General features: G+C 60.4%; 25 protein-coding genes. 14 read left to right on the top strand and 11 right to left on the bottom strand.

Features of this window, described 5'->3' with window-relative positions:
* The 5 genes from I6L38_RS18070 to def all read right to left on the bottom strand — a co-directional run bounded on the left by I6L38_RS18070 (nt 1) and on the right by def (nt 5,882).
* A complete protein-coding gene (locus tag I6L38_RS18070; RefSeq protein ID WP_216988807.1) occupies nt 1-1,443 on the bottom strand; it encodes a TrkH family potassium uptake protein in 1,443 nt (480 codons plus the stop codon).
* Nucleotides 1,444-1,539: 96 nt separating this feature from the next.
* Entirely contained in the window at nt 1,540-2,916 is a 1,377-nt protein-coding gene (gene trkA / locus I6L38_RS18065) for a Trk system potassium transporter TrkA (protein WP_005307752.1), read from the bottom strand.
* A gap of 147 nt (nt 2,917-3,063) precedes the next feature.
* Nucleotides 3,064-4,356, bottom strand: coding sequence for a 16S rRNA (cytosine(967)-C(5))-methyltransferase RsmB (gene rsmB, locus I6L38_RS18060; protein WP_017785240.1), 1,293 nt, complete (start codon nt 4,354-4,356; stop codon nt 3,064-3,066).
* 56 nt (nt 4,357-4,412) lie between these two features.
* Nucleotides 4,413-5,357 carry a methionyl-tRNA formyltransferase gene (gene fmt / locus I6L38_RS18055; RefSeq protein ID WP_017788635.1) on the bottom strand — a complete coding sequence of 315 codons (945 nt, stop codon included), beginning with the start codon at nt 5,355-5,357 and terminating at the stop codon, nt 4,413-4,415.
* A 12-nt stretch (nt 5,358-5,369) separates the two neighbouring features.
* Nucleotides 5,370-5,882, bottom strand: coding sequence for a peptide deformylase (gene def / locus I6L38_RS18050; protein ID WP_011704266.1), 513 nt, complete (start codon nt 5,880-5,882; stop codon nt 5,370-5,372).
* Nucleotides 5,883-5,990: 108 nt separating this feature from the next.
* Here def and I6L38_RS18045 point away from each other — a divergent pair, with 108 nt between their 5' ends.
* From I6L38_RS18045 to I6L38_RS18005, 9 genes are all read left to right on the top strand, one after another.
* Entirely contained in the window at nt 5,991-7,079 is a 1,089-nt protein-coding gene (locus I6L38_RS18045; RefSeq protein WP_017778614.1) for a LysM peptidoglycan-binding domain-containing protein, read from the top strand.
* A 1-nt stretch (nt 7,080) separates the two neighbouring features.
* The gene (gene dprA / locus I6L38_RS18040) at nt 7,081-8,196 is read left to right on the top strand and encodes a DNA-processing protein DprA (protein ID WP_216988806.1); all 1,116 of its coding nucleotides are present in this window, start codon (nt 7,081-7,083) and stop codon (nt 8,194-8,196) included.
* Nucleotides 8,189-8,662, top strand: a complete 474-nt coding sequence (locus I6L38_RS18035) for a DUF494 family protein (protein WP_005307774.1) — start codon at nt 8,189-8,191, stop codon at nt 8,660-8,662. Before dprA ends, I6L38_RS18035 begins: the two co-directional genes overlap by 8 nt.
* A 55-nt stretch (nt 8,663-8,717) precedes the next feature.
* The gene (locus I6L38_RS18030; RefSeq protein WP_005307777.1) at nt 8,718-9,275 is read left to right on the top strand and encodes a type I DNA topoisomerase; all 558 of its coding nucleotides are present in this window, start codon (nt 8,718-8,720) and stop codon (nt 9,273-9,275) included.
* Between the two features lie 74 nt (nt 9,276-9,349).
* Nucleotides 9,350-9,853 (top strand): 5-(carboxyamino)imidazole ribonucleotide mutase, encoded by a 504-nt coding sequence (purE, locus tag I6L38_RS18025; RefSeq protein ID WP_005307779.1) that lies wholly within the window; start codon nt 9,350-9,352, stop codon nt 9,851-9,853.
* Between the two features lie 133 nt (nt 9,854-9,986).
* Nucleotides 9,987-10,547, top strand: a complete 561-nt coding sequence (locus I6L38_RS18020) for a Sua5/YciO/YrdC/YwlC family protein (RefSeq protein ID WP_005307782.1) — start codon at nt 9,987-9,989, stop codon at nt 10,545-10,547.
* Between the two features lie 106 nt (nt 10,548-10,653).
* On the top strand, nt 10,654-11,562 hold the full coding sequence (hemF, locus tag I6L38_RS18015; RefSeq protein ID WP_216988805.1) for an oxygen-dependent coproporphyrinogen oxidase: 909 nt from the start codon (nt 10,654-10,656) through the stop codon (nt 11,560-11,562).
* A 102-nt stretch (nt 11,563-11,664) separates the two neighbouring features.
* The gene (aroE, locus tag I6L38_RS18010) at nt 11,665-12,486 is read left to right on the top strand and encodes a shikimate dehydrogenase (protein WP_017778610.1); all 822 of its coding nucleotides are present in this window, start codon (nt 11,665-11,667) and stop codon (nt 12,484-12,486) included.
* Complete coding sequence (locus I6L38_RS18005; protein ID WP_005307791.1) at nt 12,483-12,743, top strand: DUF1488 domain-containing protein; 261 nt, start codon at nt 12,483-12,485, stop codon at nt 12,741-12,743. The genes aroE and I6L38_RS18005 overlap by 4 nt, the downstream gene beginning before the upstream one ends.
* Nucleotides 12,744-13,533: 790 nt before the next feature.
* On the opposite strand, the gene yihA is transcribed toward I6L38_RS18005, so the two are convergent.
* Nucleotides 13,534-14,184 (bottom strand): ribosome biogenesis GTP-binding protein YihA/YsxC, encoded by a 651-nt coding sequence (gene yihA, locus I6L38_RS18000; RefSeq protein ID WP_005307794.1) that lies wholly within the window; start codon nt 14,182-14,184, stop codon nt 13,534-13,536.
* Nucleotides 14,185-14,326: 142 nt separating this feature from the next.
* On the opposite strand from yihA, the gene I6L38_RS17995 reads away from it, so the two are divergent.
* The 4 genes from I6L38_RS17995 to hemN all read left to right on the top strand — a co-directional run bounded on the left by I6L38_RS17995 (nt 14,327) and on the right by hemN (nt 18,205).
* Nucleotides 14,327-14,944 (top strand): cytochrome c, encoded by a 618-nt coding sequence (locus I6L38_RS17995; protein WP_043170739.1) that lies wholly within the window; start codon nt 14,327-14,329, stop codon nt 14,942-14,944.
* Nucleotides 14,945-15,774: 830 nt separating this feature from the next.
* Nucleotides 15,775-16,353, top strand: coding sequence for a Der GTPase-activating protein YihI (yihI, locus tag I6L38_RS17990; protein WP_043170740.1), 579 nt, complete (start codon nt 15,775-15,777; stop codon nt 16,351-16,353).
* Between the two features lie 11 nt (nt 16,354-16,364).
* Nucleotides 16,365-16,805, top strand: coding sequence for a DUF2489 domain-containing protein (locus I6L38_RS17985; protein WP_216989603.1), 441 nt, complete (start codon nt 16,365-16,367; stop codon nt 16,803-16,805).
* 26 nt (nt 16,806-16,831) lie between these two features.
* Complete coding sequence (gene hemN, locus I6L38_RS17980) at nt 16,832-18,205, top strand: oxygen-independent coproporphyrinogen III oxidase (protein WP_043170741.1); 1,374 nt, start codon at nt 16,832-16,834, stop codon at nt 18,203-18,205.
* 68 nt (nt 18,206-18,273) lie between these two features.
* On the opposite strand, the gene add is transcribed toward hemN, so the two are convergent.
* The 5 genes from add to glnA all read right to left on the bottom strand — a co-directional run bounded on the left by add (nt 18,274) and on the right by glnA (nt 24,063).
* Nucleotides 18,274-19,275, bottom strand: a complete 1,002-nt coding sequence (gene add, locus I6L38_RS17975; RefSeq protein ID WP_216988804.1) for an adenosine deaminase — start codon at nt 19,273-19,275, stop codon at nt 18,274-18,276.
* 141 nt (nt 19,276-19,416) lie between these two features.
* A complete protein-coding gene (glnG, locus tag I6L38_RS17970; protein WP_005307804.1) occupies nt 19,417-20,835 on the bottom strand; it encodes a nitrogen regulation protein NR(I) in 1,419 nt (472 codons plus the stop codon).
* Nucleotides 20,836-20,844: 9 nt separating this feature from the next.
* Entirely contained in the window at nt 20,845-21,900 is a 1,056-nt protein-coding gene (gene glnL, locus I6L38_RS17965) for a nitrogen regulation protein NR(II) (protein ID WP_005307805.1), read from the bottom strand.
* An 80-nt stretch (nt 21,901-21,980) separates the two neighbouring features.
* Nucleotides 21,981-22,562, bottom strand: coding sequence for a DUF4124 domain-containing protein (locus tag I6L38_RS17960; RefSeq protein WP_043170743.1), 582 nt, complete (start codon nt 22,560-22,562; stop codon nt 21,981-21,983).
* A 91-nt stretch (nt 22,563-22,653) separates the two neighbouring features.
* Nucleotides 22,654-24,063, bottom strand: coding sequence for a glutamate--ammonia ligase (gene glnA / locus I6L38_RS17955; RefSeq protein ID WP_005307807.1), 1,410 nt, complete (start codon nt 24,061-24,063; stop codon nt 22,654-22,656).
* Nucleotides 24,064-24,415: 352 nt separating this feature from the next.
* Here glnA and typA point away from each other — a divergent pair, with 352 nt between their 5' ends.
* On the top strand, nt 24,416-26,227 hold the full coding sequence (gene typA, locus I6L38_RS17950) for a translational GTPase TypA (protein ID WP_005307808.1): 1,812 nt from the start codon (nt 24,416-24,418) through the stop codon (nt 26,225-26,227).
* Nucleotides 26,228-26,275 lie beyond the last annotated feature (48 nt).

Genomic DNA, 26,275 nt, shown 5'->3' with positions numbered 1-26,275 from the left:
TTACTGCTTCCAGAAGGAGGGGAAGAAGATCACCGCCACGGTCAGGATCTCGAGGCGCCCCAGCAGCATGCCGAACGACAGGATCCACTTGGCCGAGTCCGGCAGGGAGGCGAAGTTGGCGCTGGGACCGATGATCGGGCCCATGCCCGGGCCTACGTTGGCCACGGCGGTGATGGAGCCCGAGATGGCGGTCAGGGGATCCAGCCCGATGGCGCCGAGCAGGGCGGCGATCAGCAAGATGATGGCGAAGTAGGCCAGCACGAACGAGATCATCGAGCGGATGATGGCGTCGTTGACCGGCCGGCCGTTGTACTTCTGCGGGAAGACCCCGGAGGGGTGCATCAGCTGGCGCATCTGCTTCTTGAACAGGGCGAACGCCACCTGCACCCGGAAGATCTTGAGACCGCCGGCGGTGGAGCCGGAGCAGGCGCCAAGCGCCAGCAGCACGATGAAGATGATGCTGGTGAGCGGGCCCCAGGTGCCATAGTCGCCGAGGCCATAGCCAGTGGTGGTGAGCACGGAGACGATGTTGAAGCTGCTGATGCGCAGGGCATCCGTGAAGTCGTAGGTGCCCCGCAACCAGAGATAGACGGTGACCACTAGGGTGACCCAGACCACCAGCCAGAAGAAGCCCCGCACCTGGGCATCCTTGAGCAGGCTGTGATCGCGCCGGCTCAGGCTCTGCACGTAGAGCAGGAAGGGCAGGCCGCCGAGAAACATGAAGAGGGTGCCGATCCAGTGCGCCGAGTTGGAGAAGTGGGACATGGATTGATCGGAGGTGGAGTAGCCGCCGGTACTCAGGGTGGTCATGGCGTGATTGACCGCCTCGAACAGGGTCATGCCGCTCACCCAGTAGGCCAGGAAGCAGAGCATGGAGAGCACCAAGTAGACCAGCACTATGTTGTTGGCCACCGTCTTGGCGCGCGGGGCACTTTTATCCGACCAGTCCGAGCTCTCGGTCTGGAACAGCTTCATGCCCCCCACGTTGAGGTAGGGCAGTACCGCTACCGCCATTACGATGAAACCCACCCCGCCCAGCCACTGCAGGATGGAGCGCCATAACAGGATGCTGTGGGCCATGTTGTCGAGCCCGGACAGCACGGTGGAGCCCGTGGTGGTCACCCCCGACATGGTTTCGAAGTAGGCGTCGGTGAAGTTGATGTGGGTGATGAAGAAGAAGGGCAGGGCGCCAAAGATGCAGGCCACCACCCAGACCGAGGTGGTGAGCAGGAACATCTCCCGCACGCCGAGGTGAAACTCCGCCTTGCGGCCGTAATGAAGGCAGAGCAGGGCCGCGCCGTGGGTGATCAGTACCGACTTGAGAAACTCGACGAACCCCTCTGAACCGGTCAGCAGGGCCAGCAGGGTGGGCAGCCACATGAACAGGGCCAGTTTGGAGAGCACGAGGCCGAGGGTGAAGATGATGGGACGCAGCTTGATCATGCAAGATAACCTGGTCGTTGATTGACAAAAGACCCGGACAACCCCCTGGAGAGGCGGTGCCGGGTCTGCTTTGCGCTGCCTGGGTACATGGGCAGGTTACAGGAAGAAGGGACTTGGCTGGAACAAGCGTTCCACTTCCGGAATGTACTTCTTGTCCACCAGGAACATCACCACGTGGTCGTCCTGCTGGATCTGGGTGCGGTCGTGGGCGATCAGTACTTCATCCCCCCGAACCACGGCGCCTATGGTGGTGCCGGGCGGCAGCTTGAGCTCGCCCACCGTCTTGCCGACCACCTTGGAGGTGTTCTCGTCACCGTGGGCGATGGCCTCGATGGCCTCGGCGGCACCGCGGCGCAGGCTGTAGACGTTGGCGATGTCGGCCCGGCGCACATGGGTCAGCAGGGCCGAGATGGTGGCCTGCTGGGGCGAGATGGCGATGTCGATGGAGCCGCCCTGCACCAGATCCACGTAGGCGCTGCGCTGGATCAGCACCATGGTCTTCTTGGCGCCCATCTTCTTGGCGAGCAGGGCCGACATGATGTTGGCCTCGTCCTCGTTGGTCACCGCGATGAAGACGTCGATCTGGTCGATGTGCTCCTCCGCCAGCAACTCCTGATCCGCCGCATCGCCGCAGAAGACGATGGTGTGCTCCAGCACCTCGGAGAGCTGCTCCGCCCGCTTCTGGCTACGCTCGATCAGCTTCACGCTGTAGCGCTTCTCCAGCTGACGGGCGAGGCCGGCGCCTATGTTGCCGCCGCCGACGATCATGATGCGCCGGTAGGGGCTCTCGAGGCGCTGCAGCTCCGACATCACGGCGCGGATATGGCCGGCCGCCGCCACGAAGAACACCTCGTCATCCGCTTCTATGATGGTGGTGCCCTGCGGACGGATGGAGCGGCCCTGACGGAAGATGGCCGCCACCCGGGTCTCGATGTTGGGCATGTGATCGCGCAGGGTGGAGAGGGCGTTACCCACCAGCGGGCCGCCGTAGTAGGCCTTGACCGCCACCAGACCCACCTTGCCGCCGGCGAAGTCCACCACCTGCAAGGCGCCCGGGTATTCGATCAGGCGGCGCACATAGTCGGTCACCAGCTGCTCGGGGGCGATCAGGTGATCCACCGGCACGGATTCGGGCAGGAACAGCCGATCCCGCTCCACCAGATAGGCGGGGGAGCGAATGCGCGCCACCTTGTTCGGGGTGTTGAACAGGGAATAGGCCACCTGGCAGGCGATCATGTTGGTCTCGTCGCTGTTGGTGACCGCGACCAGCATGTCGGCATCCTGGGCGCCGGCTTCGCGCAGCACCTTGGGATGGGCGCCGTGACCGTTCACTACCCGCAGGTCAAACTTGTCCTGCAGCTCGCGCAGCCGATCGCTGTCGGTGTCGACTATGGTGATGTCGTTGTTCTCGCCGGCCAGGTTCTCGGCCAGGGTGCCGCCGACCTGACCGGCGCCCAGAATGATGATCTTCATAGAACAGCCTCATGGACGTCACCCTTGCCAGCTCTGCCTGTGTGCGCGGGGACAGTCATCAACATCATGAATCTCATAGGGAAAACGTGCTCGATATTGGGCAGTAACGGGTGCCGACCGGCGGCACCCCCGTACTTGCGGCCCTGCTTAGCGCTTGCTCAGCCTGGCGTAGTAGAAGCCGTCCATCTCGGCCTCGCCCGGCAGGAACTGGCGCCCCGGGCACTCCGGTGTGTCCTCTGCGTGCAGGGGCACCAGAGTGGCATCTGGCGTGGCCGCGAGGAAGGCGCGGATCTGATCGCGGTTCTCTTCCGGCAGCACGGAACAGGTGGCGTAGAGCAGAGTACCGCCGCTTTTCAGTTTCGACCAGAGGGCGCCGAGGATGCGGCGCTGCAGCTCTGCCAGCTCGCGAATGTCCTGATCCCGGCGCAGCCACTTGATGTCGGGGTGGCGGCGGATGACGCCGGTGGCGGAGCAAGGGGCATCCAGCAGGATGCGATCGAACTGCCCCTCTGGCCACCACTGATCCGGCGTGCTGGCATCGCCGTGGATCACCTTGGCGCTGAGGCCGATGCGATCCAGGTTCTCCTGCACCCGCTTGAGGCGGTTCTCGTCGGCATCGACGGCGACCACGCCGGCCAGCGCGGGTTGGCGCTCCAGCAGATGGGCTGTCTTGCCGCCGGGGGCGGCGCAGGCATCCAGCACCCACTCGCCCGGTTGCGGGTCGAGCAGGGCGGCCGCCTGTTGTGCTGCGCCATCCTGTACCGAGCAGTCGCCGACCTCGAAGCCGGGCAGCTTGGTCACGTCGCAGGGACGCTCCAGCAGGATGCAATCCTCGCCCTCTTCACCGGCCACCGCATTGATGCCGGCGTCGGCCATGCGGGCCAGCATCTGCTCGCGGCTCTGGCGCTGGCTGTTGTTGCGGATCCACATGGGTGGGCGCTGGTTGTTGGCCTCCATGATGAACTCCCACTCATCCGGATAGGCCTGACGCAGACGCTTGGTGAGCCACTCGGGGTGGCCGAGGCGCACGCTCGGTACGCGGTCGATGCGCAGCAGAATGACTTCGGCGCTGCGCTGGAAGTTGCGCAGCACGCCGTTGATGAGGCCGCGCAGAGAGGTACCCTTGAGCAGCTTGACGGCGTTGACGGTCTCGGCCACCGCGGCGTGAGCCGGAATGCGGGTGTAGATGAGCTGATAGAGACCGACCAGGATGAGGTAGTGGAAGATGCGGCTCTTGTTCTTGAGCGGCTTGTCCATCATCTCGCCGACCGCCGCATCGAGGCGGGGCAGCCAGCGCAGGGTACCGTAGCAGAGTTCTTGCAGGAGGGCGCGATCGCGGGGCGCAACCTTCTCCTGGGCAGCAGGCAGAACGGCTGAGAGGGACTGGCCCTGATCCAGCACCTGTTGAATGACGAGAGCAGCCTGTGCGCGTGTTTTCATAGTGTTACCTTAGATGCGCAAGTCGGGGCCTGGGCCCCGCCTTGTGTCAATTCAGTTCAATTCAATTGCGTGCCGGGTTCAAACCAGTCGCGGCGAGAGTTGAGCAGATCCGTCACGGACATCGCCTTCTTGCCGGGCGGCTGCAGGGTCAGCAGGCGCAGTACCCCCTTGCCGGTGGCGACATCGATCCCCTGCTTGTCGGCCTTGAGCAGGGTGCCGGCGCGCTGGCCGTGATCCTGTGTGATGACCTCGGCCTGCCATACCTTGACGGTCTGGTCAGCCACCTCGAACCAGCTGATGGGCCAGGGGTTGAAGGCGCGGATGCAGCGCTCGATGGCGACGGCTTCCATCGACCAGTCGATACGGGCCTCTTCCTTGGAGAGCTTCTCGGCGTAGTTGGCCAGCGCATCGTCCTGCGCCTCGGCGGCAGTGTCGCCGGCGGCCATGGCGTTGATGGTGTCGACCAGCGCCTGCGGGCCCAGTTCGGCCAGCTTGTCATAGAGGCTGGCGGAGGTCTCGTCGGCGGCGATGGGGCAGCTCATCTTGCGGATCATGGCGCCGGTATCCAGCCCCACATCCATCTGCATGATGGTGACGCCGGTTTCGGCATCGCCCGCCCAAATGGAACGCTGGATCGGGGCGGCGCCGCGCCAGCGCGGCAGCAGGGAGCCGTGCACGTTGATACAGCCCAGACGAGGGGTATCGAGCACCACCTTGGGCAGGATCAGGCCGTAGGCCACCACCACCATCAGGTCGGCGCCAAGGGCAGCCAGTTCGGCCTGGGCCTCTTCCTTGCGCAGGGAAGCCGGTTGATAGACCGGCAGATCGTGGGCCAGCGCCAGTTCCTTGACCGGGCTGGCGGTGAGCTTCTGGCCGCGGCCGGCAGGCTTGTCCGGCTGGGTATAAACGGCGACGACCTCGTGGTCGGAAGACAACAACGCCGCCAGGTGACGGGCGGCGAAGTCGGGAGTACCGGCAAAAATCAGTTTCAGCTTATTCAATGGGGCAGATCCTCAGAGGACTTTGCGATCTTCACGGGCCATCTTTTCCAGCTTCTGGCGAATGCGCTGGCGCTTGAGTGGGGAGAGGTAATCCACAAACAGCTTGCCGACCAGATGATCCATCTCATGCTGGATGCAGATGGCGAGCAGATCGTCTGCTTCCAGCTCGAATGCCTTGCCGTGGCGATCCAGTGCGCGCACCTTGACCCACTCGGCGCGGGGCACCAGGGCACGGCTGCCGGGCACGGAGAGACACCCTTCCTCGATGCCGGTGCTGCCGGCCTGCTCGATGATCTCGGGGTTGATCAATACCAGAGGATCTTCACGGTTTTCAGAGACATCGATCACTATGATGCGCTGATGAATGTCGACCTGAGTGGCGGCAAGGCCGATGCCTTCCTCCGCGTACATGGTTTCGAACATATCATCTACAATGTGTTGTAACTCGGGTGTAAAGGTCTCGACAGGGGCTGCGACGGTACGCAGACGCTCATCGGGGAAACGCAATACATCTAGAATGGCCATAGTTTTTTCTTTAGTTTCGTATAAATGCAGTCAATATTGGCGTAATTCTAGTCATTTACGCCGACAAAAAACAGCAACACTTTGCGCGCAGAAGTAACAGGGAGTGTTATGTATCTGAAGCAAACCATCCTCGCCTGCCTGTTGGCCACGTTGAGCCAGGGAGCTCAGGCCGACCAGCTCAAACTGAAGGCAGGCTATCCCGAGACCTATGTGGTGCAAAAAGGCGACACCCTCTGGGATATTTCCGGCCAGTATCTGGCAGAGCCTTGGCTCTGGCCAAGGCTTTGGAACATCAACCCGCAGATTGCCAATCCCCACTGGATCTACCCGGGTGACGTGCTGCACCTGAGCTGGGTCAATGGCGAGCCGCGGCTCGGCAAGGCGACCCAGGGCGGCAAGCAGGTGATCCGCCTCTCTCCCAAGAGCCGCTACGAGAACAAGGCCAACCCTATTCCGACCCTGCCGCTCAGCGAGATAGGCCCCTTCCTGCAGACCGACCATATTCTGGCAAACAGCCAGCAGGCGAAGCAGTTGCCCTACGTGCTCGGTAATGATGAGGCCCATATCGGCATGCTGGAGGGCGATACCCTCTACGTGCAGGGTTCGCTGATCCCGGGCCAGGATTACGGCATCTACCACCCTGGTGCCATCTACAAGGATCGGAAAACCGGCGAGCAACTTGGGCAGGAGGCGGTCTTCGTCGGTACGGCCAGGGCGGAGGCCCTGCTGCCGGATGGCCGCACCCGGGTCACCCTCAGCCACAGCAAGCGGGAAGTGTATCAGGGAGACAAGCTGATGCCGTTCCCGCCGCAGGAGAGCCTCTCCGCCGTGTTTACACCCAAGGCGGCCCCTGTCATCTCGCCCGGCTATATCGTCGATCTGCCGAGCAAGGCCCGGGGCGGCGGCAAGTTCGATGTCGTGCTCATCAACAAGGGTCTGCGGGATCAGGTGGCGCCCGGCGATGTATTGGAGATCCTGCGACCCGGGACCCGACTGGTGAGCAAGAATGGCAAGGTCGCCTATCGGGAGTACTCTTCCGTCTATGACAAGGCCTTCTATTCTGCCGGCAAACCACCGCTCCCCTCGGAGGCGGTGGCGCGGGTCATGCTGTTCAAGGTGTATGACAAGTTGAGCTACGGGCTGATCCTGCAAAGCCAGAACATGGTCGGCACCGGCTATCAGGTCAGCAACTTCTGACGTGACGCTTCCATCCGGGCGACTCGCGCTGTGGCTGACACTGGATGCCGTCACCGGTATTGGCCCGGTCACTGCCGCTCGTCTGCTCGCCCATTTCGGCGGCGACATCGCCGCCCTGTTCGACTCGGAAGATGGCACCTTGCGAGAACTGGGTCTGCAAAGTGCCCAGATCCGGCAGATGCGATGGCCTCTGCCGGTGGTCGAACAGGGGCTAAGCTGGGCAGCCGAGCCCGGCAATCACCTTCTCTGCCCCGACGATACCGCCTATCCACCTCTGCTCAAGGAGATCCCAGCCGCCCCTCTGTTGCTCTACTGCCGCGGCAATCTGGCAGCGCTGTCTGTTCCCCAGCTGGCGATGGTCGGCACGCGCCACCCGACCTATGCCGGCAAGGACAATGCGGCCCGCCTCTGCAGCGAGCTGGTCGGGTGCGGATTGGCCATTACCTCCGGTCTGGCGCTTGGCATCGACGGGATTTGTCATCAACAGGCGCTGACAAACGGGGGGATCACCCTGGCAGTGCTGGGCTCCGGGCTCGACAGCCTCTACCCAAAGCGTCACCAGGGGCTGGCAGAGCAGATCCTGGCGCAGGATGGTGTGCTCATCTCCGAGCTGGTGCCCGACAAGGGGCCGCTGGCGGAACACTTTCCACGGCGCAATCGCATCATCAGCGGCCTGTCGCTGGGAACCCTGGTTGTGGAGGCGGCCGAGCAGAGCGGTTCGCTCATCACGGCCCGTTACGCGCTAGAACAGGGACGGGATGTCTTCGCCGTGCCGGGGGCACCGCAGAACGGGCAGGCGCTGGGCTGCAACAAATTAATCCAGCAGGGGGCCAAACTTGTGTTGAACGCGGCCGATATAGTGGAAGAGCTGCCGGGATTCTGTGCCCTGAGCCATCAAGGGACGGATATGTCTGAACAGCAGCATAATAGCGAATTGCCTTATGCCGATTTGTTGGATAACGTAGATTACGAGACCACGAGCGTGGATACCGTTGCCGAGCGGACCCAGCTTCCTGTCGAAGTGGTATTGGGCAGGTTGGTTGAGCTGGAGCTTGCCGGAGCAGTGATGGCGGTAGCCGGTGGATACGTCAGAGCGAGGAGGGCGAATCATGTTTGATGTATTGATGTACCTTTTCGAGACCTACATCCACAGCGATGCAGATGTGACGGTCGAACAGAACGAACTCACCGATGAACTGAGCCGCGCCGGTTTCGACAAGGAGGAGATCGAGAAGGCACTCGACTGGCTGGAAAGACTGGCCAACCTGCACGACAGCGAGCGGGAGGTCTACGTGGCCGCCAGTACGCAAGGCTCGATGCGTATCTATGCCCCGCAAGAACTGGCCCGTCTCAGCACCGAGTGCCGCGGCTTCCTGCTGTTTCTGGAGCAGGCCCAGGTGCTCAACGCCGAAACCCGCGAAATCTGCATCGAGCGTCTGCTCGAGCTGGACAAGCCGGATATCGAGCTGGATGACCTGAAGTGGGTGGTCATGATGGTGCTCTTCAACGTTCCCGGCAGTGAAAACGCCTACCAGCAGATGGAAGAGCTGGTGTTTGACGAGTCAGATGGCGTCATCCACTGACAGCCCGCAGCCGCGCTGGTAGAATCCGGATCATCTGGATTTCAAGGCGCGGCCCATGTCAAAGATCGATCACCACCTCTTTTCTGCCCACGAGCATGCGCTTGAACGTGAGCCATGCCCGCAGTGTGGTGCCGAGCTGGTGATCCGCCAGGGCAAGCACGGCCCTTTTCTGGGCTGTTCCGCCTACCCCGCCTGCGACTTCATTCGTTCCCTGACCCCCTCCGGCCGTGACATCGAGAAAGTGCTCGAGGGCTCTGCCTGTCCGGACTGTGGCCAGCCGCTGGCGATCAAGAAGGGGCGCTATGGGTTGTTCGTGGGCTGTACCCAATATCCGGCCTGTCAGCACATCGAATCCCTGCAGGAGAGTGACGATACCCAGGTACTCTGTCCCGAGTGCGGCAAGGGTCATCTGATCAGCCGTACCTCGCGTTATGGCAAGCAGTTCTACTCCTGCGACGGATATCCCCACTGCAAATACGTCGTCAATGACAAGCCGGTTGCCATGCCTTGTCCGCAGTGCGGCTGGGGCATCATGGTGGAGAAAAAGGTGCGGGGGAGCGTGCGCTGGATCTGTCCGCAAAAGAAATGCGGCCACCAGAGCGAGCGGGTATAATCGCGCCGCCTTGAGCGAATTGAAACGTTTTCGGCAACCTTCCACCCCCCACTTGGAGTAAGGAAATTCCCGCCATGACTAAACCTTTCGTTGCCGTATTGATGGGCTCTGATTCCGATTTTCCCGTGATGCAGACCACTCTTGAGGTTCTCAAGTCGTTCGACATCGCGGTGGAAGTGAAGGTGACTTCCGCACACCGTACCCCGGCGGCGACCCACCAGTACGTAACCGATGCCGAAGCCCGTGGCTGCAAGGTATTTATCTGCGCCGCCGGTCTGGCCGCTCACCTGGCAGGTGCCGTGGCTGGCATCACTACGCGTCCCGTGATCGGCGTGCCCATCGATGGTGGCCCGCTCAAGGGGCTGGATGCCCTGCTCTCCACCGTGCAGATGCCGGGTGGTGTGCCGGTGGCAACCGTGGCTATCGGTAAAGCCGGTGCCAAAAATGCCGGCTATCTGGCCGCCCAGATGCTGGCGGTGGCCGATGATGAACTGGCGGCCAAGGTTCGGGCCGAGCGCCAGAAGAATGCCGACGAGGTGCTGGCCAAGGATGCCGCCCTGCAGGCTCAACTCAAGTAAGCCCCGAGACGGCAACCACGGTCAGCCTCGCTCTCTGTTGTTGGCAGGGGGATGAAGGGGGCTGCGGTGGTTGCCACCCTGCGGGGTCAACCTTAATTGATGATGAGGCGACAGCCCGGCTGTCGCATTTTTTATGTCCAAAGAATTTGAACTTGCTGTTGCCGCACTCCAGCACGATGGGGTGATTGCCTACGCTACCGAAGCGGTTTTTGGCCTAGGATGTGACCCCGATTCCGAAGCGGCGGTACAACGCCTGCTGGCGATCAAGCAACGACCGGTAGAGAAAGGGTTGATCCTGATTGCCGCCGATCTGGCCCAGCTGCAGGATTACATCGATTTGGACCAGCTCACCAGCGAGCAGCTGGCCAGGGTGGAGGCCAGCTGGCCCGGCCCCTTTACCTGGATCATGCCGGCTCGTCCCGATACGCCGGCCTGGCTGACCGGGCAATTTGACACCCTGGCCGTGCGCGTTACGGCCCATCCACAGGTACAGGCGCTGTGCCGCGCCTTCGGCAAGCCGCTGGTCTCCACCAGTGCCAACCTGACTGGCGAGGAACCCGCCCGCCGGCTGGCCGACATCGGCGAATTGCTGGCCAGCCAGCTGGCCTATATCCTGCCAGGCGAAGTGGGGGGGCAGGCCAACCCATCCGAGATCAAGGATGCCAGAACCGGTGCCGTCATTCGCCCCTCCTGAGCGGCATTGGTGACGAGGTCTGGTGGCTATGCGGACGGGCGGAGTGCCGGTTCGAGGACATCACAATAATAGGGTCAGGCGACGATCCTGGCTGACTGGAGACAAGATGAGCAAACCGGATGTAGCCCAGGTCAAGGCCTTCCTGCTGCAGTTGCAGGACGACATCTGCCGTGGACTGGAGCAGGCTGACGGTGCCGGGCACTTTGTGGAGGATGCCTGGCAGCGTGAGGGGGGCGGCGGTGGTCGTACCCGGGTGCTGCGCCATGGCGCGGTGATCGAACAGGGGGGAGTCAACTTCTCCCATGTGTATGGCGATGCCATGCCGGCTTCCGCCACGGCCCATCGCCCCGAGCTGGCTGGCCGCAGGTTCGAGGCCATGGGTGTGTCGCTGGTGATCCATCCGCACAACCCCTACGTGCCGACCAGCCATGCCAACGTGCGCTTCTTCATCGCCGAAAAAGAGGGGGAGGAGCCCATCTGGTGGTTCGGAGGGGGCTTCGATCTGACGCCCTTCTATCCGTTCGAAGAGGACGTTCGGCACTGGCACCAAGTCTCCCACGACCTCTGCCAGCCGTTTGGCGATGACATCTATCCCGAGTTCAAAGCCTGGTGCGATCGCTACTTCTTCCTCAAGCATAGAGGCGAGACCCGTGGTGTCGGCGGTCTCTTCTTCGACGATCTCAATCGCTGGCCGTTTGACGACAGTTTTGCCTTCATGCGAGCGGTGGGTGAAGGCTACCTCGCCGCCTATCTGCCGATTGTCGAGCGACGCAAAGGAGATGCCTATGGCGAGCGGGAGCGGGAGTTCCAGTTATATCGCCGCGGTCGCTACGTGGAGTTCAATCTGGTGTACGACCGCGGTACCCTGTTCGGTCTGCAGACGGGGGGGCGTACCGAGTCGATCCTGATGTCGATGCCGCCACTGGCCCGCTGGGAGTATGACTGGCAACCGGAGGCTGGCAGCCCGGAGGCGCAGCTCTACACCGACTATCTCAAGCCGCGTGAGTGGCTGTGAAGCAAGGGGCCATCGCGGCCCCTTCTTGTTGCCGATATTCGACTTGTTCCCGCGGGGGAAAACCCGTTAAATCGGGAGATTGCCCTCTAAAGGAACGCCTTGATGGATCGTTATCTGGTTTTTGGCCACCCGGTGCGCCACAGCAAATCCCCCTTCATTCATACCCTCTTTGCCCGGCAGACCCAGCAAGAGCTGGAATATGGTCTGGCCGAGCCGGCAGTCGAGGAGTTCGCCACCGCATTGCGTGCCTTCTTTACCCAGGGCGGCAAAGGGTGCAACGTTACAGTCCCCTTCAAAGAGCAGGCATTTTCCCTGGTCGACCGGCTGAGCCCCAGGGCCAAACGGGCGGGGGCGGTCAATACCATCAAGTTGACCGATGACGGCGTATTGCTGGGGGACAATACCGATGGGGCCGGGTTGGTGGCTGACCTCAAGTCCCATGGGATGAATTTGGCCGGCAGCAGGATCCTGTTGCTAGGAGCGGGTGGTGCGGCGCGCGGCGCCCTGGCGCCCTTGCTGGCCGAACAGCCGGCCGAAGTGGTGATCGCCAACCGGACCCACGCCCGGGCCGAGCAGCTGGCGGCCGAGTTTGCTGATCTGGGATCCGTCAGTGCCCAGACTTACCCGCAGCTAGCCGGTCCTTTCGATCTGATCATCAACTCCACCTCCGCCAGTCTGCAGGGAGAGCTCCCGCCTCTGGATCCTGCCCTGATCCATGCCGACATCGCTATCTACGACATGATGTATGGTGCGACGGATACCCCTTTTATTGGTTGGGCCAGACAACATGGTGCCCGCCAGGCCATGGACGGGCTGGGTATGCTGGTGGAGCAGGCTGCCGAAGCGTTTACCGTGTGGCGCGGAATCCGGCCAGGGACTAAACAGGTATTGAGAGAACTGCAACGCAATCTGGGGACCCTATGAATCAAGGCATCCTGTTTCCCGAGCTGGCGGACTGGCAACCGCATGAACAGCGCATCCATTTTCCCGCCCAGCAGATGGGGGCACTGGTCGACTGCTACATCAGCCGCCGGCGACTGGAAAAAATGACCGGTCTCTCCCTGGCCAGGGAGGAGGACATACTGCGGGCCTTCGAAAGCGTGCGTTTTGACATTGAAGAGATGGCTGAAAAACTCATTGAAGAACAAGAGTTTGCCGAGGATGGTGCAATCTATCTGTGATTTTTACGAGTTTTTTCTCAAAGCAGCGGAACTTGTACCAAGAGACGTGGACTAACTAGATAGTTGAGGAAGTGCTAGCTAGTCACCTTTATAACGCCCCGGTATTCGTACCGGGGATTTTTTTATCTGCATGAAAAGTAAGAAAAATTATGTAATTCATTTTTCGTGAAACTAAATTACATAAATTACTTTCACTTTCTGCTGCTTTGCTATACAGTTAGCAACGTAGGGTACAGAGGTAAGATGTTCTATCTTTCAGACCTTTTATTTCACGTAATTGAATGTGGCTGAATAGCAGCCCCGGTGAGTCATCATCGGGGCGTTTTTTTATGGGTTGCGTTTAGAGTAAATGCTTTAATGTTGGTGAATATTTGTTAGAATGAAAGGGCTTCTTGAGGAAAAACCAGTCGTCTTTGTTCTCAAGATTTAGCTTCTTCCCAATTTTTGAACTGATTGTTTAAGGCCGGTACTGCATCTGCAGCATCGGCCTCATTTTTATCCCTCTGCCACAGAAAATGTAATTAAATTTCATTTTGGTACTTATTAAGCGATATCGCTGCTTTTCCTCTGCATGAATTTGAAAACGTTGCCAATGGGATGAAAAGTTAATTGTTATATAAAATTAACTGTTTATCCCATTGATCAATATGGTTATTCAGATTTTTAGAGGGAGGTAAGCCAAGCGTGGATGGAGGGCAGAGAAGGGGGCTCACAGGCTGAAAGCCTTTCAATCAGCGGAGGAGTCGCTCCGCCAATTGCATGGTTGCTTGTCGCGTCAACAAGAGGGGAGCTATTCCTCGATCGACTCTTGTTCGTCGTCAATCACCTCATCGGCGCCAGCCTGATACCAGCCGGTCAGCGTCTGGGCCAGCTTTTCCACCCCGATGTTGTTCAGCGAGGAGAAGGCTTCTACTTGGATATGCGGGCCCAATGCCGCCACGGCCTGACGTACCTTGATGACCTGATTGTTGCGCGGGCCCGGGCTCAGCTTGTCGGCCTTGGTCAGCAGCAGCATGACAGGCAGTGCGCGGTGGGCGCTCCACTCCAGCATGTTCATGTCGGTATCTTTGAGCGGATGACGGATGTCCATCAGGATCACCAAGCCTTTCAAAGACTCGCGACGCTGTAGATATTCAGCCAGGGACTTTTGCCACTTAAGCTTCATTTCCAGCGGAACTTGCGCATAACCGTAACCCGGCAGGTCGACCAGACGCTTGCCCGGCTCCAGCTCGAACAGGTTGATCAACTGGGTGCGACCCGGGGTCTTACTGGTACGCGCCAGGTTCTTGTGCTTGGTCAAGGTATTCAATGCAGATGACTTACCGGCGTTGGAACGGCCGGCAAACGCAATCTCGACACCCCCATCATTTGGCAGGTGACGGATGTCGGGTGCGCTGGTCACAAAATGCACCTTATTGAAATTCAGAGTTTGTGTATCCAACGTAAATTCCCCATAGAGATAGAGGGTTATAGAGTTACTTTTTTGTGAAATCGTGTAAAATGGCGTCGCTTAAACGCGTTTATTTTAACATGCCTTCAGCGGCATGGGATCTGGAAGCCTAATAACGAGAAGTTGGAACGCCATGAAGAACCTAGTCATTACTCTTGCTCTGATGGTTGGCGTAACGGGGATGGCACAAGCCAAGGGCGATGCCGCTGCGGGACAAACCAAGGCTGCCGTTTGCGCGGCCTGTCACGGACCGGACGGAAACAGCCTTGTCGACATGTATCCCAAGATTGCTGGTCAGCACGCATCATATATCAAAAAGCAGTTAGTTGAACTGAAGGCTGCAGCTTCCGGCCAAACTGGTCGGGTTGCTCCCATCATGGGGCCGATGGCGCTTCCCCTGTCCGAGCAGGACATGGAGGACCTGGCTGCCTACTTCTCCAGCCAGAAGGTGACGCCGATCGCCGTGCCCGATGATGCTGTGGCGGCAGGCAAGGCGCTCTACATGGGGGGCGACATGAGCCGCGGTCTGGCTGCCTGTACCGCCTGTCATGGTCCTCGTGGTTCCGGGGTCGAGCAGGCCAAGTATCCAAGCCTCTCCGGCCAGCACCCTACCTACATCAAGGCCCAACTCACCGCCTTCCGGGCTGCCGCTCGTGACAACGATCCAAACGGCATGATGCGGGATGTGGCCAAGAAGCTGACCGATCAGGATATCGAAGTGCTGTCCAAATATGTGGCGGGCCTGCACTGATTGCGGTCGTTTATCCAGCCCGTTGATATTGACGAGGAGCCAGCGGCTCCTCGTTTCTTTTTGGCCTTTAACACCATTTGGCCAATTTTTTCTCGCATTGTTGTAAGAGATCTCCCATTCATGAGCCTGGCCAGGGCTTAAAAAATTCGGGAATAATGCTTAGTAATTCATTAATTTCAATATGTTAAATGACAATAGATGGATTATTTCCGTTTGAAAACGTTCCTGGTGGATTGAGCCACTTTATTAAGTTGATACAGTGGATGCATGGAGTGGCCCGCAGGGCAGTTCACGACAGGGATGACGTGAAAGACAGGATGTCGAGGCGGCAGGACGCCACGGAGCCATGCAAGTGGCAGGCAAAGGATTGAAAAACCAGGATGGTGACCGTTCAGGAAGAGCGGGGCTGCGGGACGCAACCACCCCAGAAGATGACCGGACGTCGTCGGCATGGGTCAGGCAAGCACACGCACATTCAGGATCGACCAATTAAGGTCAGGACGACCACACACAAAGATATGATGCGCAGACGTATCACCACGGACAGGGTGATTTGCAGCCAGGGATGGGACTCGCATAAACATATCAAGGCAGCTTCGGCTGCCTTTTTTCTTTTGGGTCATTAACCCGCCCGGTCATTCTGTGTCAAAATACCAGCAACATGCCCAGAGGATGCCGATCCTGCGGTATTTGGCGGTCATTCATGGCCGGATGGGTGCGAGATCCCACTTTTTGTTTCTCGTCCATCACTCCCGGTATCAGCATCCTCCCCGGCCCACATCAGGCCGGGAACGGGTTTCAATCCAGTTATTTGTCGGAGTCAGTCATTCATGTCGGCTAAACAACCCAATCGCAAGCCCGCCGGTAAGCGCAAAGAATCAGAGGCCAGTGCCCAGGAAGGCCGTGAGCGCAAGCGCGCCGCCAAGCGCAAGGGCTTGAAGGCCGGATCCCGCCAGCAAGTCGAGCAGAGCGGCAAGAAAGGCGGTACCAAGCAGGTCAAGGACCCGCGTATCGGTTCCCGCAAGCCCGTCGCGCTGATCGTGGAAGAGAAGGGTGGCAAGCCGGTGGCGCCCAAGCCGGCCAAAGAGAAGAAGCTGGTGATGACCCCTGAGCAGGAGTTGGCCTCCATCGAGAATGATGATCGCCTCAATGACCTGCTGGATCGTCTGGATGCTGGTGAAACCCTGGAAGCGACCGAGCAGGCCTGGGTCGATCAGCGGGTCGATCGCTATCAGGAGCTGATGGACGAGCTTGGCATCATCGACAACGATGACGATGAAGACGACATGGACTTTGATGATGCCGACTTTGACGAGCCGAACCAGCCTGCCTCCGAAGAGGAGCTGTGGGATCGTTTCACTCAGGTTGACTATCAGCCGGAGCCCAAGCCTGAGCCGAAGAAAAAGTGATGAGTGGATGGATGCTGGCCGCCCTGTTGGGCGGCCTGATTTTGTTGGGGCTGGCCTTCTATGCCGGTTCCCTGCTGGCCCGTCTCAAGCGCCAGCACGACAGCCAGCAGCAGGCCATCGCGGCCCGCAATGAGCATATTATCGAGAGCGTCAGGGTCATCGCCCACGCGGTACGAGACGGCCAGTGCGACTACTCCGAAGGTGCCATCCGGCTGACCAACCTGCTCGATGCACTGCAGATCAAGGGCGGTCGTGCCTTTGCCGGTGAATTTCCGGGTCTGTACGGTCTCTACGAGAAGGTGAAAGAGATGCCGACCCATGAGGCGAGGCGGGCCCTCAAGCGCAATGAAATCATGAAGATGGATCTCGAACGCAGTGGCTATGAGGCCGAGCTGGAGGCGCAGATCCTCAAGGATGTGGCCCGACTGAAGGATTTTCAGTTAAGCCGGTGAGCCAATAACAACAAGAGGAAGCAAGCGTGCAAGCAGAACAGATTGTGTGGGATCAGGCCCTGATCGAAAAATATAATTACAGCGGCCCGCGTTATACCTCCTATCCCACTGCGCTGGAGTTCAACGAGGGCTTCGGTTATCCGGACTTCGTCCAGGCCGCGAGCCAGTATCCGGCGCGCAACCTGTCGCTTTACGTGCACATCCCCTTCTGTCACAAGCTCTGCTACTACTGCGGCTGCAACAAGGTGATCACCCGTCACCGCCACAAGGCTGACCAGTACCTCGATTACCTCGAGCAGGAGATCAAGGCACAGGCCCCGCTGTTCAAGCAGCGGCTGGTGACCCAGCTGCACTGGGGCGGCGGCACGCCCACCTATCTGGATGAACCCCAGACCCGCCGACTGATGACCATGTTGCGGGAGCACTTCCATTTCGCCGAAGAGGGGGAGATCAGCATCGAGGTGGATCCGCGCGAGATCGAGCTCTCCATGCTGGACGTGCTGCGGGAAATCGGCTTCAACCGCATCAGTCTTGGCGTGCAGGATTTCAACAAGGAGGTCCAGGTCGCGGTCAACCGCGAGCAGGACAACGACTTCATCCGCGCCATGCTGGAGCGGGCCCGCGAACTGGGTTTTCGTTCCACCAACCTGGATCTCATCTACGGCCTGCCACATCAGAACCGTGAGAGCTTCCACCACACCCTGGAAGAGGTGCTCAAGACCGACCCGGCGCGCCTCTCCATCTTCAACTATGCCCACCTGCCGAGCCGCTTTGCCGCCCAGCACAAGCTGAAGGAGGCGGACATGCCGGCGCCGCAGGAGAAGCTGGCCATGCTGCAGGACACCATCGCCTTCCTGACCGGTCAGGGTTACCAGTTCATCGGCATGGATCACTTCGCCAAGCCGGACGACGAACTGGCGGTGGCCCAGCGTGAGGGCAAGCTGCATCGCAACTTCCAGGGCTATACCACCCAGGGGGATTGCGACCTGCTGGGGCTGGGGGTCTCCTCCATCAGCATGATCGGCGACGCCTATTCCCAGAACCAGAAAGAGCTCAAGGCCTACTATGGCCAGGTGGAAACGCTGGGGCACGCCCAGTGGAAGGGGTGCTCCCTCAACCGGGACGACCTGATCCGCCGCGAGGTGATCAAGCGCCTCATCTGCGATTTTCGCCTGAACTTTGCCGCCGTCGAGCAGGCCCATGGTCTGGTGTTCAAGGAGTACTTCGCCGAGGATCTCAAGCTGCTGCAGACCTTCATCGATGACGGTCTGGTGCGCATGACCGAAGAGGGGCTGGAGGTGGTCTCCACCGGTCAGCTGCTGATCCGCAACATCTGCATGTGTTTCGATGTTTACCTGCGGAGCAAGGCGCGCCAGCAGCAGTTTTCCCGGGTGATCTAAGCCGGTCGATGCTATTGGAAAATAAAAAAACCGCCTCTCGGCGGTTTTTTTGTTGGGCCTGGCTGTACTCAGTGCTGGGCTGCGCGGGCGCTCAGCTCGGCCTTTTCGCTCTCGCTCAGGAAGGCCAGGGTCAGGCCATTCTGCTGGGCGGTGCGGATCTCGCTCACTGTCATGCCGGCGGCCGGAGCGGCCACTTCATATTCGTGAGGCAGGTCGATCCCCTCTACCGCCGGGTCGTCGGTGTTGAGACAGGCCAGCACGCCGGCGGCCAGGAACTGGCGGATCGGGTGCTCGCTCAGACTCGCCACCGTGGTGGTCTGAATGTTGGAGGTGAGGCAGGATTCGATGCCGATGCGGTGCTCGGCCAGATAGGCCATCAGGGCTGGATCCTGAATCGCCTTGACGCCGTGGCCGATACGCTCGGCCCCCAGCTCGCGAATGGCCTGCCACATGCTTTCGGGGCCAGCGGCTTCACCGGCGTGCACGGTGACGCGCATGCCCGCATCGCGCACCCGGCGGAAGTGCTCGGTGAACAGCTCGCCCGGGAAGCCCAGCTCGTCGCCAGCCAGATCGATGGCAACCAGCTTGTCGCGATGAGCCAGACAGGCATCCAGCTCCTGCTTGCACTGCTCGGTGCCGAAGGTGCGGCTCATGATGCCGATCAGGTTGGTCTTGATGCCGAAGTCGCGGCTACCGGCCGCTACGCCGTCGATGATGGCTTCGACCACGCCCTGCGGGTGCAGCTTGTGGGCCATCGCCATGTAGGCCGGGCTGAAGCGCAGCTCGGCATAGTCGATGCCGGCGCGCAGCAGGTCTTCCACGTTCTCGTAGGCCACCCGGCGGCAGGCATCGTAGTCGGCCAGCACGGCCACGCCCCAGTCCAGTTTCTTCAGGAAGGCGACCAGACTCGGCTCGTTCTCGACGATCTGCACGTGCGGGCGCAGCGCTTCGAGTTCGTCTGCCGGCAGCCGGATATTGTGCTGACGTCCCAGCTCGAGGATGGTCTGCGGACGGATGTTGCCGTCCAGATGGCGGTGCAGGTCGGTCAGGGGAAGAGATCTGTCAATCATGATGGCGCCTTCTTCGAGTCGGGTTGGAAAGCCTGCCATTCTAGGCGGGGCTTCCAAAAAAGATACCCCGTTTGAAATCAAACGGGGTCTTATTGGTCGGCGATTTGCCAAGGCGTGATGGGAATCGTTTTTCCTCGGGACTCAGGAGAGGTCGAGTTCCTTCAGCTTGCGGGTGAGGGTATTGCGTCCCCAACCGAGCAGGCGCGCCGCCTCCTGTTTGTGGCCATGGGTATGGTCCAGCGCGGTTTCCAGCATGATCCGCTCGAACTGGGGCAGGGCATCGGCCAGGATGTCGGTCTCCCCCAGCGCCAGCTTGGCGGCGACCCAGTCCTGCAACTGCTGCTGCCAGCCGCCGGACAGCGCCGGCTGGCCCGGCTCGGCGGTGCTGGTGATGGGGGTCAGCAGCTCGGTGGGCAGGTCGCTCACCAGCACCTCCTGCCCCGAGGCCATCACGGTGAGCCAGCGACAGACGTTCTCCAGCTGGCGCACGTTGCCGGGCCAGGGCAGACGGCTGATATAGGCCTGGGTATCCGGATGCAGGCTCTTGGCCTCCACGTTCAGCTCCTTGGCTGCCCGCAGCAGAAAGTGACGGGCCAGTTGGGGAATGTCTTCGCGCCGCTCCTTGAGGGCGGGAATGTGGATGCGGATGACGTTGAGGCGGTGGAACAGGTCTTCCCGAAACTCGCCGTCGGCCACCCGCTTCTCCAGGTTCTGGTGGGTGGCGGCGATGATCCGCACATCCACCTGTACCGGCTGATGGCCACCGACCCGGTAGAACTGGCCGTCGGCCAGCACCCGCAGCAGCCGGGTCTGCACATCCAGCGGCATGTCGCCGATCTCGTCGAGAAACAGGGTTCCGCCGTCGGCCTGTTCGAAGCGGCCGTGGCGGATGTTGTTGGCACCGGTGAAGGCACCCTTCTCATGGCCGAACAGTTCCGATTCGATGAGATCTTTCGGGATGGCTGCCATATTGAGGGCGATGAAGTTCTTGTGGGCGCGCGGGCTGTGCTTGTGCAGGGCGTGGGCGACCAGCTCCTTGCCGGTGCCGCTCTGGCCGTTGATCAGCACCGAGATGCTGGAGCGTGACAGCCGGCCGATGGCGCGGAACACCTCCTGCATGGCCGGCGCCTCGCCGATGATCTCTGGGCTGCTGGCCGGATCCTGCTGGCGTGCCTTGCGCTTGGTGCGCTGCTCCTTGAGGTGATTCTCGGCGCGGCGCACTAGAGTCACAGCCTCGTCGATGTCGAACGGCTTGGGCAGGTATTCGAAGGCGCCGCGCTGGTAGGCGTTGACTGCGCTGTCGAGATCCGAGTGGGCGGTCATGATGATGATGGGCAGGTCGGCCTGGCGGCGATGGATCTGCTCAAGCAGGCTGAGGCCGTCGATGCCGGGCATGCGGATGTCGGAGAGGATCACGTCCGGCGAGCGCATTTCCAGCGAGCTCAGCAGCGCCTCGCCGTCGGCGAAGCTCTCGCACTCGAAGCCTTCACTGCCGAGGGTGCGCTCCAGCACCCAGCGGATAGAACTGTCGTCATCGACGATCCACACTTTTGCTGTCATGACGTTCCCTTATTTGCGAAGCGGTAGAAAAATGGTGAATTCGGTGTGGCCGGGCCAGCTGATGCAGTCGATCCGCCCCTTGTGCTGGTCGATCAGGTTCTGGGCGATGGAGAGGCCGAGCCCGGTGCCTCCCTCCTTGCCGGTGATCATCGGATAGAAGAGGGTGTCGCGGATGGCATCCGGGATGCCGGGGCCGTTGTCGATGATCTTGATCTCGGCCGCCAGCCGGTAGCGCTGGCCGTGGATGGTGATCTGGAACGCGGTGCGGGTTTTGATGCGGATGAGGCCGGTCTGCTCGCCGATGGCCTCGGCGGCGTTGCGCACCATGTTGAGAAAGGCCTGCTGCAGCTGGTCCGGCTCCATCTCGAACTCCGGGATGCTGGGATCGTAATCCCGCTCGATGCGCACCGTTGGTGGTAGCTCCAGCTCTACCAGCCGGCGCACCTGCTCCAGTACCGAGTGCACGTTGTGCATCTGGTGACGACCGGGGCGCTGGGGGCCGAGCAGCCGATCGACCAGTACCCGCAGCCGGTCGGCCTGTTCGATGATAATGCCGGTATATTCGCGCAGGGCGGGGTCGGGCAGCTCCTTTTGCAGCAGCTGGGCCGCGCCGCGCAGACCGCCGAGGGGATTCTTGATCTCGTGGGCCAGGCCGCGTACCAGCTCCTTGGCCGCCTGCTGCTGGGCATGTTGCTGCAACTCCTGGCTGATCTTCTTCTGCTGGTCTATCTTGCGCAGCTCCACCACCATCAGCCGCTGTTCGTGGTCGGCCAACGGGCTGACGCTCATCTCCACCAGTCTGGGCTCCCCTTCCACCACCAGGGTGACTTCGCTGTCGGTGAAGCCCTGCCCCGAACTGAGGCACTGCTTGAGCCGCTGTAGATCGAGGGAGATATGTTCCAGCAGATGGGGCAGCTCGATGCCGATCAGCCGGCGCTGACTGAGGGAGAGCAGCTGCTCGGCGGCGGGGTTGACGAACTGGATGCAGAGCCGTTCATCCATCAGGATGACGGCGGTCAGCAGGTTGTCGAGCAGTATCCTGGCTTGATCCGGGCGGGTTGGCACTGGTTTCTCCCTAAAACGGTGCTATACACCAGCTATGCACCAATGTGGTGCATTTAGTCTACCCGTATCGAGGCACAGGATCACCCCTTGTTGTTGAGCGGGGTCGCTTTGGGGGCTGAATTGATGCTGGCCCGGTGCAGGTAGAAGGTGACTGCCTTGGATTTAGCAAGGATCGTACCGTCTTTGGCGAGCAGCTCGAGCTGGGCCTCGTGGGCACCCCGATCCAGGTTTTCGACCCGGATGGCGAGGGCGTTGTTGACGAGGGGGGCCGCCTTGCCGTCCAGGGTCAGGCGCACGTCATACTGGGTGGGCGGCTGGGGCTTGACCTGGCCCTGGAACACCACGTTGCCTGTGTTGTCGCGCAGTGTACTGCCCTGTTCCGGGGAGAGCAGTTCGATCACCAGCTTGGCCGCCTCCTTCTCTTTTTTGGCATCGACACCGGTCAGGCTGTTGAAATTGTCCACCTGGACCGAACGGGGGGCAGTGCCTATGAAGGGGGCGACGCGCAGATCGACCTCCTTGGCTTTCTGTCCCGGGGGCGGAGCATCCGTGTAGTGGACGACCCCCTGGTTGTCGGTCCAGGAGTATACCTTGGCGGCCTGGGCGGCACTGGTGGCCAGTAGCAACAGGCTCAGCATCCATACTGGGTAGGCGGTTTTCATCCATCTCTCCTTGACGGGATTCTGCTTAATCCTATCAGAGAAAAAACCCGCCTGTCGGCGGGTTTGGTCAAGTTCTGAGCTGGGATCCGGATTAAACGGAGTAGTACAGTTCAAATTCCAGCGGGTGCGGGGTCATGCGCACACGGTCAACGTCCTGCTGCTTCAGCTCCAGGTAGGAGTTGATGAAGTCGTCGCTGAACACGCCACCGCGGGTCAGGAACTCGCGATCCGCATCCAGCGCGGCCAGGGCTTCGTCCAGAGAGCCGGCCACGGTCGGCACTTCGGCTGCTTCTTCCGGCGGCAGATCATACAGGTTCTTGTCCATGGCATCGCCCGGATGGATCTTGTTGATGATGCCGTCCAGACCGGCCATCAACTGGGCAGCGAAGGCCAGGTACGGGTTGGCAGCCGGATCCGGGAAGCGGACTTCAATGCGGCGCGCTTTCGGGCTCGGTACCACCGGGATACGGATGGAGGCAGAGCGGTTGCGGGCGGAGTAGGCCAGCATGACCGGTGCTTCATAACCCGGTACCAGACGCTTGTAGGAGTTGGTGGTCGGGTTGGCGAAGGCGTTGATGGCCTTGGCGTGCTTGATGATGCCGCCGATGTAGTGCAGCGCCATCTCTGACAGACCGCCGTACAGGTCGCCGGCGAACAGGTTGACGCCGTTCTTGGCCAGAGACTGGTGGCAGTGCATGCCGGAGCCGTTGTCACCGAACATGGGTTTCGGCATGAAGGTGACGGTCTTGTTGTAGGCGTGGGCCACATTGTGGATCACGTACTTCAGTACCTGTACTTCGTCAGCCTTCAGGGTGAGGGTGTTGAAGCGGGTGGCGATCTCGTTCTGACCGGCAGTGGCCACTTCGTGGTGGTGAGCCTCAACGACCTGGCCCATCTCTTCCAGCACCAGACACATGGCGGCGCGGATGTCCTGAGAGGAGTCGACCGGGGCAACCGGGAAGTAACCGCCCTTCACGAACGGACGGTGGCCTTTGTTGCCGTGCTCGTAGTTGGTACCGGAGTTCCAGGCGGCTTCTTCGGATTCGATCTTCACGAAGCTGTGACCCATGGTGTTCGAGAAGGTGATGTTGTCGAACATGAAGAATTCCGGCTCCGGCCCGAACAGCACGGTGTCGGCGATGCCACTGGCTTTCAGGAAGTCTTCGGCACGCTTGGCGATGGAGCGCGGATCGCGGTCGTAACCCTGCATGGTAGCGGGTTCCAGCACGTCACAGACGATGTTCAGGGTGGTCTCTTCGGTGAACGGGTCCAGCTTGGCAGAGGCAGGATCCGGCATCAGCACCATGTCGGATTCGTTGATGCCTTTCCAGCCGCCGATGGAGGAGCCGTCGAACATCTTGCCGTCTTCGAAGAAATCTTCGTCGACCTGGTGGGCAGGGATGGATACGTGCTGCTCTTTACCCTTGGTATCGGTAAAGCGCAGGTCGACAAACTTGACTTCGTGTTCCTGGATCAGGGCCAAAACGTTCTGGGCTGACATGCTAAGTAACCTCCGGTGTTAAAACTCTTAGGGTGAATGCGTCATCACATTCACATAAGCCAGTATCGTGCCAAGTTTGTGACAGCTTGATTTCAGGGCATTTGCGACTACGGGCCTGCCCCGAGACTCGCTATCTCAGCGCGTTACGCCTCAAAGTAGTGCAACCTTGGATCGTTTTGGTGCACTAAAATGGTGCGTGGTATACGGTCGGCCCCTATCTAAGCAGGCTTTGATGAGAAGGTCTATGATCCTGATCCCCTGTTATGCGCGAATGTACTGCAATTCTGCTAGGCAGATCACAAAGGCGAGAGTACAATTAGCGCCCAATTTTACCCGGTGATTTGAGGCGAGAATGTTAGAGAATTTACGCAATATTGCGATTATTGCGCACGTTGACCACGGCAAAACCACGCTGGTGGACAAGCTGCTGCAGCAATCCGGCACTCTGGATCGCACCAGCGAAGGTCAGGAACGGATCATGGACTCCAATGATCTGGAACGGGAACGTGGCATCACCATTCTCGCCAAGAACACTGCGATCCGCTGGAACGACTACCGCATCAACATCGTGGATACCCCGGGTCACGCCGACTTCGGTGGTGAAGTTGAGCGTGTGCTCTCCATGGTTGACTCCGTACTGCTGCTGGTTGACGCCGTTGACGGCCCGATGCCGCAGACCCGTTTCGTGACCCAGAAGGCGTTCGCCCAGGGTCTGAAGCCGATCGTGGTCATCAACAAGATCGACCGTCCGGGTGCTCGTCCTGATTGGGTAATGGATCAGGTCTTCGATCTGTTCGACAACCTGGGCGCCACCGATGAGCAACTGGACTTCAAGGTTGTTTACGCCTCTGCACTGAACGGTTGGGCCACCCTGGATCAAGACGTCGAGTCCGAGAACATGGAACCCCTGTTCCAGGCCATCGTCGACAACGTGGAAGCGCCTGCCGCGGACACCGACGGTGCCTTCCAGATGCAGATCTCCCAGCTGGACTACAACTCCTACGTGGGCGTTATTGGTATCGGCCGCATCACCCGTGGTCGCGTCAAGACCAACCAGCAGGTGACCGTAGTGGGTGCCGATGGCAAGACCCGTACCGGCAAAGTTGGCCAGGTGCTGGGCTACCTGGGTCTGTCCCGTACCGAAGTGGCCGATGCGCAAGCTGGCGACATCATCGCCATCACCGGTCTGGGCGAGCTGAAGATCTCCGACACCATCTGCGACAACGGTGCCGTTGAAGCGCTGCCGCCGCTCTCCGTTGACGAACCGACCGTGAACATGACCTTCCAGGTCAACACCTCTCCGTTCGCCGGTAAAGAGGGCAAGTTCGTGACCTCCCGCAACATCCTGGAGCGTCTGAACCAGGAGCTGGTCCACAACGTGGCCCTGCGTGTGGAAGAGACCGACGATCCGGACAAGTTCCGTGTCTCCGGCCGTGGTGAACTGCACCTCTCCATCCTGATCGAAAACATGCGTCGCGAAGGCTACGAGCTGGCGGTATCCCGTCCGGAAGTTATCCTGCGCACCGTGGATGGCGTTCTGCAAGAACCGTTCGAAACCGTAACCGTGGACGTGGAAGAAGCGCACCAGGGTTCCGTTATGGAGCAACTCGGCCTGCGTAAGGGCGAGATGACCAACATGACCCCGGATGGTAAAGGTCGTGTTCGCCTCGACTTCATGATCCCGAGCCGTGGCCTGATCGGCTTCCAGACCGAGTTCATGACCCTGACCTCAGGTACCGGTCTGCTGTACCACACCTTCGACCACTACGGTCCGCACAAGGGTGGCAGCATCGGTGAGCGTCAGAACGGCGTGCTGATCTCCAACGCTACCGGCAAGGCGCTGACCTATGCCCTGTTCGGTCTGCAAGACCGTGGTCGTCTGTTCATCGGTCACGCGACCGAAGTGTACGAAGGCCAGGTGATCGGTATTCACTCCCGTTCCAACGACCTGACCGTCAACTGCCTGAAGGGCAAACAGCTGACCAACATGCGTGCCTCCGGTACCGACGAAGCCCAGGTGCTGACTCCGCCGATCCGCATGTCTCTGGAACAGGCTCTGGAGTTCATCGACAACGACGAACTGGTTGAAGTCACTCCGAAGAGCATCCGTATCCGCAAGAAGCTGCTGACCGAGCTGGACCGCAAGCGCGCCGGTCGTGCTTGATCCGCTGCATCAGCGATGAAAAGAGGCCTGCGGGCCTCTTTTTTTATG

Source organism: Aeromonas sp. FDAARGOS 1408, from assembly GCF_019048665.1.
Lineage (GTDB): Bacteria > Pseudomonadota > Gammaproteobacteria > Enterobacterales > Aeromonadaceae > Aeromonas > Aeromonas dhakensis.
This window is presented reverse-complemented; position numbering and strand designations above follow the sequence as displayed.